The following is a 9983-nucleotide window of genomic DNA, read 5'->3' as shown; positions in this document are numbered from 1 at the left end:
CCAAGAGGCGCCGGCCAAGATCTTCCTGATCGTCGATAACCTGCGTGTGCATCATGCCAAGCTCGTCCAGCAATGGATCGAGCCTCGCCGGGACAAGATCGAACTCTTCTACTTGCCGCCCTACGCCCCGGAATCCAATCCCGACGAATATCTGAATCACGATTTCAAAACGTCCCTGCGTCTCGAACCGGCCACCCGCTCTGAAAAGGATCTTCTGCAAAAAGCCATGCGCATCATGAATCGCATCGCACAATGGCCCGAACGCATCCGTTCCTATTTCCAGCATCCTCATGCCGCATACGCGGCTTAGCAAAGCTATTTAAGGGCCGGGTTAATAATAAAGCATAAACACGACTGCGATTAGTCTATCGGTCGCCGCGATCTCGGGCTGGTCCGGCGAGAGATGCGGTTCTGGCCATCTTGGAAGAGGGCGCCGCCTTGCTCGACAGTGCCGTTGAGTCCGTTCTCGCCGAGGAGGCATCCGCCCAATGGAGTTGAGCAGATGCCGCGTGTCTGGCGCTACTACTGCGGCAGCTTTGGTGAAAATCGATTCGGCAATACCTTCTTCCTGATTGTTTTCGACGCCCCCTTACGGCCGCTGGATCAGTTCGATCTTGTAGCCGTCCGGATCCTCGACGAAGGCGATGACCGTCGTGCCGTGCTTCATCGGGCCGGCTTCGCGGGAGACCTTGCCGCCGCGGGCCTTGATCTCGGCGCAGGCGGCGTAGGCGTCGTCGACAGCCAGGGCTACGTGGCCGAAGCCGTTGCCCAGTTCGTACGACGTTGTGTCCCAGTTATGCGTGAGTTCGAGCACGGCGCCTTCGCTTTCCTCGTTGTAGCCGACGAAGGCCAGGGTGAAGCGGCCGTCCGGGTAGTCCTGCCTGCGCAGCAGGCGCATGCCGAGCACTTCGGTATAAAAGGCAATGGAGCGGTCGAGGTTGCCGACGCGGATCATGGTGTGGAGGATTCTCATGGGGGTTCCTTCTGATAACGTTGCGGAAAAACGGCAGCCATTTTACCTCCCGCCTGTTTCGAGTAGGATTCGCCTCCCATGCGAATCGATCAATTGCGTCAACGACTGCGCGAACTCGGCGCCAAACCCTGTCATGAACAGCGGGTGTTGCGCGCCTGGCTGCAGGCGCAGTCGCTCGATGCCGGCGCACGACGCCAGCAGTCGGCCGATTTTCTGCCGCTGGCCTTGCGCGAGGCGCTGTCGCAGATTTCCGATGAACTTGGCGGCCTTGCCCGTGTGCGCTCCGAGCACCCAGGCCGGGATGGTTCGGCGCGCCTGCTCGTCGAGTTGGCCGATGGGCAGACCGTGGAGAGCGTGCTGTTGCCGCGCGACGGCGTTTGCGTGTCTACGCAGGTCGGCTGTGCAGTCGGCTGCCAGTTCTGTATGACCGGGCAGGGCGGTCTGCTACGCCAGTTGGGCGGTGCCGAGATCATCGCCCAGGTGGTGCTGGCCCGGCGCTCGCGGCCGGTAAAGAAGGTCGTGTTCATGGGCATGGGCGAGCCGGCGCACAACCTCGACAACGTGCTCGACGCCATCGATCTGCTCGGGCAGGAAGGCGGCATCGGGCACAAGAATCTGGTGTTCTCCACGGTCGGCGATCCGCGCGTATTCGAGCGTTTGCCTCAGGGACGGGTGAAGCCGGCGCTGGCGCTGTCACTGCACACCACCGACCCGGCGCTGCGCGTGCAGCTGCTGCCGAAGGCGCCGCGCATCGCGCCGGAAATGCTGGTCGAAGAAGGCGAACGTTATGCCCGGGCGACGGGCTATCCGATCCAGTACCAATGGACGCTGCTCGACGGCGTCAATGATTCCGATGCGGAGATCGACCGCCTGATCGAGTTGCTGGCCGGCAAGTACGCAATGATGAATTTCATCCCGTTCAACGCCGTCGAGGGTGCGGACTTCAAACGCCCATCCTGGGAGAAGGCCGTGAGCCTGACGCAGCGGCTGAGGCAGCACGGCATCATCGCCTGTCTGCGCGACTCGGCGGGGCAAGACATCGATGGCGGCTGCGGGCAGTTGCGCGCCCGCAGCCTGGGTGTTCCGGTCAGCTCAGCCAGCGCATCGGCACGGTGACCAGCGACGGGAAGAGCACCAGCAGGAACAGCATCACCGTCTCGGCGATCAGGAAGGGCCACACGCCCTTGATCACGTTGCCCAGCCCGGCCTTCGAAACGCCGGCGACCACGTTGAGTACCGTGCCCACCGGGGGTGTCAGCATGCCGACCGAGACGTTCATGATGAACAGCACGCCGAAGTAGATCGGGTCGATCCCCGCCTGCTTGACCACCGGCACCAGGATCGGGCCGAGGATGAGCACGGTCGGGATCAGGTCGAGCGAGGTGCCGATCAGCAGCACCAGGATCATGATGATGAACATCAGCAGCGTCGGGCTGTCCATGAACGGGCGCAGCAAGGTGATCATCTGCGCCGGGATGTCGGCGACGGTGATCAGCCAGGCCGAGACCATCGCGCAGGCCACGAGGAACATGATCGTGCTTGACGTCTTCAGCGAGCTGAGCAGCAGTTTCGGCAAGTCACTCAGCGACAGCGAGCGGTAAACGAACAGGCTGACCGCGAGGGCGTAGAAGACTGCGACGACCGCCGCCTCGGTCGGGGTGAACACGCCGAACTTCATGCCGCCGATGATCACCACCGGCAGAACGAGCGCCCAGACGCCGTCGCGCAGGGCGCGGCCGAGGCGGGCCGCGTCGAATTTGAGCACGTCGGTCGGCGCTTCCTTGCGGGCGACCAGCCACCAGGTGAAGGTCAGCGACGACGCCCAGAGCAGGCCCGGAACGATGCCGGCCATGAACAGCTTGGTGATCGACAGCTGGGTGGTGACGCCGAAGACGACGAAGGCGATCGACGGCGGGATGATCGGCGCGATGATGCCCGCCGAGGCGATCAAGCCGGCCGAACGTGGCACGTTGTAGCCGGCCGAGCGCATCATCGGGATCAGCAGCGCGGCGACGGCCGCGGAGTCGGCGACCGCCGAGCCGGAAATGCTGGCGACGATCGTCGCGGCGATGATGGCCACGTAGCCGAGGCCGCCGCGCACGTGTCCGGCGATCGATTGCGCCACCTCGACGATGCGCCTGGACATGCCGCCGGCGTTCATCAGTTCGCCCGCGAGCATGAAGAAGGGAACGGCCATCAGCGGGTAGCTGTTGGCGCCTTCCATCAGGTTCTGCGCGATGATCTGCGTCTCGAAGTTGTTCATCTGGATCATCAGCGCCACGCTGCAGATCAGCAGGGTGAACGCGATGGGTGTGCCGAGCGCCATGACGCCGAGCAGGACGGCGAGAAAGGTTGCGATGGTCATTGTTGTGTCTCCTGTCCGTTCAGTCGCTTCAGTCGCCCGTGGTGTTGCTGTGCGGGATCAATTCCTCGCGCGGCATGCGGCCGGTGACCTGGCGCCACAGGGAGTAGCCCAGCACGCCGGCCATGCCGATCCCGGCGAACAGCAGCGACAGCTGCACGTAGCCCATCGGGATGCCGGTGACCGGCGCGTTGTCGTCCATGCCGATGATCACCTGCTTCCAGGTGCCGTGGATCAGCAGCAGGCAACAGACGCAGGTCAGCAAATCGGCGATGAAGCGGCAGACGCGCTGGCCGCGCTCGCCGAATTTCTCGACCAGGCTGGTAACGCCGAGGTGGCCGTGGTCCTTGAGCACGACCAGGGCGCCGATCAGGTTGATCCACATGAACAGGAAGCGCGAGACCTCCTCGGAAAAGACGATGCCGGAATTGAAGACGTAGCGCAGGACGACGTTGCCGAAGACCAGGATGGCCATCATCGCCAGCATGGCCACCAGCATCCATTCGACGCCGCGGACCAGCGTGTTGAAGACTTTCATGAATTGCTCCCCAGAAATGATCTTGTTGTTGGTCTGTTTGAAAAAAGGGAAGCCCCGACCGAGCGGAGCAGGGCTTCAAACGGGGTTTGGAATCGCTACTTGCGCACCTCGACCTTGGCCAGCTTTTCGTAATGGCGGACGACGGCGCTGTGGTCGCAGGCGCCCATCTCGTCGATCTTCAGCGCCTGCATGATCTCCATGATGCCCGCCGTCAGCGGTACCGGGACGTGCAGGTCGTGTGCGGTGTCGAGGGCGTTCTGCAGGTCCTTGATGTGCAGCTCGATGCGGAAACCGGGCTTGAAGTTGCCGTCGAGGATCATCGGCACCTTGGCGTTCATCACCGTCGAACCGGCGAGGCCACCCTTGATCGCGTCGAACACGGCCTGCGGATTGACGCCGGCCTTGGTGGCCAGGACGAAGGCTTCGGAGACGGCGGCAATGTTCAGCGCGACGACGATCTGGTTGGCCAGCTTGGTGACGTTGCCGGCGCCGATGTCGCCGACGCGGACGACCGACGAGCCCATCTTCTCGAGGATCGGCTTGACCGTGGAAAATGCTGCCTCGTCGCCGCCGACCATGATCGCCAGCGTGCCGTCGATGGCCTTCGGCTCGCCGCCGGAGACCGGCGCGTCGAGCATGACCACGCCTTTCGCCTGCGCCGCCGCGCAGATTTCCTGCGAGGCCGCCGGGGCGATCGAGCTCATGTCCACCAGGATCGTCCCGGGCCTGGCACCCTCGAGCACGCCATTTTTCCCGAGCACCGCCTCGCGCACGTGCGGCGAGTTCGGCAGCATGGTGATGATCACGTCGCTCTGCGCGGCGACGTCCTTGTTCGAGGCGGCGGCGACGGCGCCGAGCGCCGCCAGGTCGCCGCTCGGGGCGAACTTGTCATAGACGACGAGCGAGTAGCCGGCCTTGAGCAGGTTCTTCGCCATCGGGCGACCCATGATGCCGAGGCCGATGAATCCAATTTTCATTGCTGTTTCCTTCCTGTTGATTCGGCGAGGTAATGTCTGAATTCGGTCTGAATTCGTCACCCCGGCGAAGGCCGGGGTCCAGTCAGCGCTTGCGCTTCGGTACTGGATACCGGCCTACGCCGGTATGACGAAGTCCTTGTTCTTCATCGTGCCGAAGCACTATTTGCCAAGCGCCTTGCGGGCGGCCGCGGCGATGTGGTTTTCGGTCAGTCCGTAGCGCTCAAGCAACTCCTCGTAGGTGTAGGCCGAGGTGCCGAACTGGTCGTCGATGGCGATCTGCGCGAACGGCAGGTTCACTTCGCCGATGATCAGCGAGGCGATGGCACTGCCGAGTCCGCCGATGCGCGTGGCCTCGTCGGCGGTGACGATGGCCTTCTTGCCGGTGACGTATTTGAGGATTTCTTCCTTCTTCAGCGGCTTCAAGGAACTGACGTTGATGACTTCGGCCGAGATGCCGGCCGCCTGCAGGAGGTCGGCGGCGAGCATCGACTTCCAGACCATCGCGCCGGTGGCGAAGATCACCACGTCGCGGCCTTCGCGGAGGCGATACATCTTGCCGATCTCGTAGTCCGTATCGACCGGGGTATAGACCGGCAGGTCGTTGCGGTTGATGCGGATATAGACCGGCCCCCGGTGCGTGAGCATGGCCTTGACCATCTTGCGCGTTTCCACCGCATCGACCGGGTTGAGCACGGTCATGTTGGGGATTGTGCACATGATGTTGGCGTCTTCGATCGACTGGTGCGTCTTGCCGTCGCCGAAGTCCGAAAGGCCGCAGCTCGATCCGCAGATGCGCACGTTGGCTTCCGGAATGGCGATGCCGCAGCGGATCTGGTCATAGGCGCGGCCGACGGCGAACACCGCGAAGGTGCTGTAGAACGGGATCTTGCCGGCGAGCGCGAGGCCGGCGGCGGTGGTGGCCATGTTCTGCTCGGCGATGCCCATCTCGAAATAGCGCTCGGGGTAGGCCTCCTTGAACAGGCAGGACATCGTCGATTTGCCGAGGTCCGCTTCCAGCACGACGACGTCCGGGTGGGTCTTGCCGAATTCGACGAGCGCTTCGCCGTAGGCCATGCGCAAACTCTTCTTTTCCATGATCAGACGGTCTCCTGTTGCGCGGCCAGTTCCTGGACGGCCTGGGTGAACTTCGCTTCATCGAACATGCCGTTGTGGTAGGTGGCGACGTTTTCCGCGAACGACACGCCCTTGCCCTTGATGGTGTCGAGGATGACCAGCGCCGGCTTGCCCTTGACCGTGTTCGCCTGCTCGATGCCCGCGGCGATCGCGGCGACGTCGTGGCCGTCGACGGTCAGCACTTCCCAGCCGAAGGCGCGCCATTTCTTGTCGAGGTCGGGGATGCTGAAGATCTCGTCGGTGCGGCCGGTGGCCTGGATCTTGTTCCAGTCGATGAACGCCGTGAGGTTGTCGAGCTTGAAGTTGCTGGCGGCCATCGCGGCTTCCCAGAGCTGGCCTTCCGACTGCTCGCCGTCGCCCATGATCACGAAGACGTGCGACGGGCTCTTGTCGAGGCGCAGTGCCAGCGACATGCCGACGCCGAGCGACAGCCCCTGGCCGAGCGAGCCGGTGACGGCCTCGATGCCGGGGACGGTGAGGTCCGGGTGGCCTTGCAGCATGCCGTTCAGGCTTTTGACCTTCTTCAACTCCTCGCGCGGGAAGTAGCCCAGCTCGCACAGTGCGGCGTACTGGATCAGCGCGGCGTGGCCCTTGGAGAGCAGCAGCCGGTCGCGCTCCGGGTTCTTCGGGTTGGCGCGGTCGACGCGCATGCTGTGGAAATAGAGCACGGCCAGGGTTTCAGCGAGTGAAACCGAGCCGCCCCAGTGGCCGGCCTTGCCGACACCGATCATCTCCAGCACGTTGCAGCGGAGCTTGTGCGCAATGGCCCGCAGCTCCCTGGCTTGTCCTTCGTTCATGGGGTGAATCTCCTTGGTTTGAAATCGTCAGGCCGCCAGCTTGTCGAACAGCACGCGGCGGGCCTTCTCGACGCCGATGCGCGGGCTGGTCAGTACGGGGATGGCGATCTCGGAGAGGTAGGGTTCCAGGGTGACCATGCTGCCCTGGGCCAGCACGATGACGTCGTTCTCCTTCTCCGCCTGCTTGAGCAGGTCGAGCACCAGCCGGTCGTGCTTCTCGCGGTTCTTTTCCTTCATCAGTACGTCGAGCGCGCCGTCGGCGAGGTAGGTCTTGATTTCGATGGGCTTGCCCATGCGCTGCGCGACCTGCGCGAGGGCGGCGGCGGTCGGCTTGAGCGTGGCGGCGGCGGTGGCGGCGACGCCGATGCGGGTACCCATCTCGACGGCCTTCTCGGTCATCCCGTCGTCGACCATGACGATCGGGATCTTGGTCATCTTCCGTGCGCACTCGATCCCGTCGCGGGTCGATGAGCACTGGCTGAAAATCAGGTCGGCCCCCGCCGCTTCGGCGGCGACGCAGTACTCGGAAAGGCGCTTGATGATCGACGGGGTGATGCCGCGGTTGCGGTTGAGGGTGTCGAGCAGGTCCTCGTCTACGAGGTTGGAAATCTGCGCCTCGGGGATGATTTCGCGGAAGAGCGGATTGAAGGTGTCGAACGAGACCATGCTGGTCTGCAGGATGACGATCTTTTTCATGGTGTTTATCTCCGGTTCAGCTTTCGAGGAAGACCTTGAGCATCTTCCCGTCCTTGTTGTTTTCCTGATCCTTGAAGGCGCGTACGCCGTCGCTGAGCGGATAGACGTTGGTCATCAGCGGCGCGATGTCGATCTTTTTCTCTTCCAGAAGCTTCAGGCTGTCGACGAATCCCTGGAAGTCATAGACGTAGTTGCCCTTGATCGTCAGTTCGGTGGTGACGATCTTCTGCATGTTCACCTCGACCATCTTCTGCGCGTTGCCGATCCAGACGACGGTGCCGCCGATGCGCAGGCAGTCGAGCGAGTTGCTGGCGGTCGGGGCAATGCCCACGGCCTCGATGGCGAAGTCGCACATCTTGCCGCCGGTGATCGATTTCACTGCTTCAAGGAAGTCGACGTTGCGCGAGTTGATCGTGTGCTCGGCGCCCATCTGCCGGGCAACGCCGAGGCGGAAGTCGGTGGCGTCCGAGACGATGATGTTCTTTGCACCGCGGAGCTTGAGCAGGGCGACGACGAGCAGGCCGATGGTGCCGGCGCCGATGACCATGCAGTACGCCGATTCGGCGATTTCCCGATCGGAGATCTTCTGCACGGAACGGTAGGCCACGGCCAGCGGCTCGGTCATCGCCGCTTCGTTGAAGGACAGCGTCGGACCGAAGGGGATCAGGTACTTCTCCTCGATCGTGACGTACTCGGCCATGCTGCCGTCGTGGTCCATGACGCCCATGCAGATGCCGGCCGGGCAGACGTTGACCATGCCCTTCTTGCAGAACTCGCATTCGCCGCAGAACGGTTTCGGGAAAATCACCACGCGGTCGCCCGGGCGGAACTTTCCGCCAGCCGGTGCTGTGTCGACCACGCCGGCGACTTCATGGCCCATGATCATCGGCGGCAGCCGGCGCCCGGTCTTGCCCATGTAGCCCTCGAAATCGGAACCGCAGATGCCGTTCGAACGCACCTTGACCCGATACTTGCCGGGTTCGGTCTGCGGCATAGGGATCTCGCGCAGTTCCATGCTCTTTTCGCCGACGTAGTACAACGCTTTCACTTGTTTCTCCTTGATCTATGAAACCTGCCTTGCAGAGAACGGGCGGCGCGCCGGGGACGAACCGCCCGGGCTCCGCGCTTACTTGCCGTTCTTGCGAATGGCGTTGATTTCCTGTTGCGCCTGGGCGACGATTTCCGGCCCGATTTCCTTGGTGAACTTCTCGGTGACCGGCTTGGTCGCGTCGCGCATCCGGGCCATTTCGCCGTCGGAGATCGGCGTCACGGTCATGCCCTTGGCCTTGAGGTCTTCAAGCAGCGTTACATTCTGCGTACGGATCAGGCCGCGCTGGTAGTCACGGGCCTCGTTGCACGCCGAACGCATGTTTGCCTGCTCCTTGCTGTCCAACTTGTCCCAAAGCGTCTTGCTGACCAGGACGACGTACGGGGCGTAGGCGTGGGCGGTCAGGCTGAGGTACTTCTGCACCTCGTTCATCTTGTTGGCGTGGATGTTGGGGATCGGGTTTTCCTGCGCGTCCATCGCCTTCGTTTCCAGCGCCGAGTAAAGCTCCGGCATCGGCATCGGCGTGACGTTGGCGCCCATGGCCTTGAACGATTCGATGTAGACCGGGTTCTGCATCACGCGCAGCTTCAGGCCGGCCATGTCCTCCATCTTGGCGACCGGGCGGCGGCTGTTGGTCAGCTGGCGGAAGCCGTTTTCCCAGTAGCACAGGCCGATCATGTTCTTCGACTTGGCCAGATCGAGCATGTGCTGGCCGAGCTTGCCGTCGAGAACCGCGTCGGTTTCCTTCTCGTTCTGGAACAGGAAGGGCAGGTCGAACAGCAGAAACTCCTTGATGATCGTGGCCAGCGGTGCCGACGAGACGATCGTCATGTCCTGCACGTTGCCGCGCACCGCGGCGATCTGCTGCGTCTCCGAGCCAAGCTGGCAGGCCGGGAAGAGCTTGACCTTGGTCTTGCCGCCGCTCAGCTTGTCCATGATCTGCGAAAACTTGTTGGAGCCTTGGCCCAGCGGATGGTCTTCGGAGATGCAGATGCCGAGCCGCAGGTTGCGTTCTTGTGTTCCTTGCGCCAGCACGGACGGTGCTTGCATGGTGGCGGCCGTTGCGGCCAGGATCGTGACGAGCGTGGTGAAACGGAATTCCATCGTGATGCCTCCCAATGATTGGTTATTGATCAGGCCCGAATAAGTTTTTACGCGGCATAGCGAACCTGTTTGTCCTGAAAGAAGGCCTTGATGCGTTCAGGCGAACGCTCAAGTTCGGTCATGTGCTGGGTCGCGGCGGAGCGGAGTTTGGCTTTGGTACGGGCTGGGACTTTTGACCCCATCGCCTGTTTGAGATCGGCATTCAATCGTTCCTCGGGGTTTAATTCCGGGCTGTAGCTCGGCAGGTAAAACAGTTCGATCTGCTCGGCGTGTTCGGTCACCCATTTTTTCACCGGCTTGCTGTGATGGACACGCAAGTTGTCGAGGATCAGGAAGACCTTCTTCTTGCCGGCG

Annotated in this window: 12 protein-coding genes; 2 read left to right on the top strand and 10 right to left on the bottom strand. The window is 62.7% G+C overall.

Annotation, left to right across the window (positions count from 1 at the left end):
- Nucleotides 1-310, top strand: a 310-nt coding sequence (locus BO74_RS19805; protein ID WP_496444925.1) for a transposase, incomplete at its 5' end; no start/stop codon positions are given.
- A gap of 279 nt (nucleotides 311-589) precedes the next feature.
- On the opposite strand, the gene gloA is transcribed toward BO74_RS19805, so the two are convergent.
- The gene (gloA, locus tag BO74_RS19800) at nucleotides 590-973 is read right to left on the bottom strand and encodes a lactoylglutathione lyase (RefSeq protein WP_496444923.1); all 384 of its coding nucleotides are present in this window, start codon (nucleotides 971-973) and stop codon (nucleotides 590-592) included.
- A gap of 78 nt (nucleotides 974-1051) precedes the next feature.
- Here gloA and BO74_RS19795 point away from each other — a divergent pair, with 78 nt between their 5' ends.
- A complete protein-coding gene (locus BO74_RS19795; RefSeq protein WP_496444921.1) occupies nucleotides 1052-2089 on the top strand; it encodes an RNA methyltransferase in 1038 nt (345 codons plus the stop codon).
- Here the strand turns inward: BO74_RS19795 and BO74_RS19790 are convergent.
- The 9 genes from BO74_RS19790 to BO74_RS19750 form a co-directional block, all read right to left on the bottom strand.
- On the bottom strand, nucleotides 2061-3338 hold the full coding sequence (locus BO74_RS19790; protein WP_496444919.1) for a TRAP transporter large permease subunit: 1278 nt from the start codon (nucleotides 3336-3338) through the stop codon (nucleotides 2061-2063). The genes BO74_RS19795 and BO74_RS19790 overlap by 29 nt on opposite strands.
- A 28-nt stretch (nucleotides 3339-3366) precedes the next feature.
- Nucleotides 3367-3873 carry a TRAP transporter small permease gene (locus tag BO74_RS19785; protein WP_496444917.1) on the bottom strand — a complete coding sequence of 169 codons (507 nt, stop codon included), beginning with the start codon at nucleotides 3871-3873 and terminating at the stop codon, nucleotides 3367-3369.
- A gap of 95 nt (nucleotides 3874-3968) precedes the next feature.
- A complete protein-coding gene (garR, locus tag BO74_RS19780; protein ID WP_496444915.1) occupies nucleotides 3969-4850 on the bottom strand; it encodes a 2-hydroxy-3-oxopropionate reductase in 882 nt (293 codons plus the stop codon).
- Between the two features lie 159 nt (nucleotides 4851-5009).
- Entirely contained in the window at nucleotides 5010-5945 is a 936-nt protein-coding gene (locus BO74_RS19775; RefSeq protein WP_496444913.1) for a transketolase family protein, read from the bottom strand.
- 2 nt (nucleotides 5946-5947) lie between these two features.
- Nucleotides 5948-6781 (bottom strand): transketolase, encoded by an 834-nt coding sequence (locus BO74_RS19770; RefSeq protein ID WP_496444911.1) that lies wholly within the window; start codon nucleotides 6779-6781, stop codon nucleotides 5948-5950.
- Nucleotides 6782-6808: 27 nt separating this feature from the next.
- Entirely contained in the window at nucleotides 6809-7477 is a 669-nt protein-coding gene (locus tag BO74_RS19765; RefSeq protein ID WP_496444909.1) for an aspartate/glutamate racemase family protein, read from the bottom strand.
- Nucleotides 7478-7493: 16 nt separating this feature from the next.
- Complete coding sequence (locus tag BO74_RS19760) at nucleotides 7494-8525, bottom strand: zinc-dependent alcohol dehydrogenase (protein WP_496444907.1); 1032 nt, start codon at nucleotides 8523-8525, stop codon at nucleotides 7494-7496.
- Between the two features lie 78 nt (nucleotides 8526-8603).
- Complete coding sequence (locus BO74_RS19755) at nucleotides 8604-9629, bottom strand: TRAP transporter substrate-binding protein (RefSeq protein WP_496444905.1); 1026 nt, start codon at nucleotides 9627-9629, stop codon at nucleotides 8604-8606.
- 47 nt (nucleotides 9630-9676) lie between these two features.
- Nucleotides 9677-9983: transposase (locus BO74_RS19750; protein ID WP_496444903.1), on the bottom strand; the 307-nt coding region annotated here is incomplete at its 5' end.

The organism is Propionivibrio pelophilus DSM 12018 (assembly GCF_059569095.1).
The sequence above is the reverse complement of the archived record's forward strand: the minus strand, read 5'-3'. Positions and strand labels throughout refer to the sequence as shown.

Coding starts and splice junctions, on each gene's coding strand:
- garR (WP_496444915.1), bottom strand. CDS start 4,850: ATGAAAATTGGATTCATCGGCCTCGGCATCATGGGTCGCCCGATGGCG.
- BO74_RS19765 (WP_496444909.1), bottom strand. CDS start 7,477: ATGAAAAAGATCGTCATCCTGCAGACCAGCATGGTCTCGTTCGACACC.
- BO74_RS19770 (WP_496444911.1), bottom strand. CDS start 6,781: ATGAACGAAGGACAAGCCAGGGAGCTGCGGGCCATTGCGCACAAGCTC.
- BO74_RS19795 (WP_496444921.1), top strand. CDS start 1,052: ATGCGAATCGATCAATTGCGTCAACGACTGCGCGAACTCGGCGCCAAA.
- BO74_RS19775 (WP_496444913.1), bottom strand. CDS start 5,945: ATGGAAAAGAAGAGTTTGCGCATGGCCTACGGCGAAGCGCTCGTCGAA.
- BO74_RS19790 (WP_496444919.1), bottom strand. CDS start 3,338: ATGACCATCGCAACCTTTCTCGCCGTCCTGCTCGGCGTCATGGCGCTC.
- BO74_RS19755 (WP_496444905.1), bottom strand. CDS start 9,629: ATGGAATTCCGTTTCACCACGCTCGTCACGATCCTGGCCGCAACGGCC.
- gloA (WP_496444923.1), bottom strand. CDS start 973: ATGAGAATCCTCCACACCATGATCCGCGTCGGCAACCTCGACCGCTCC.
- BO74_RS19785 (WP_496444917.1), bottom strand. CDS start 3,873: ATGAAAGTCTTCAACACGCTGGTCCGCGGCGTCGAATGGATGCTGGTG.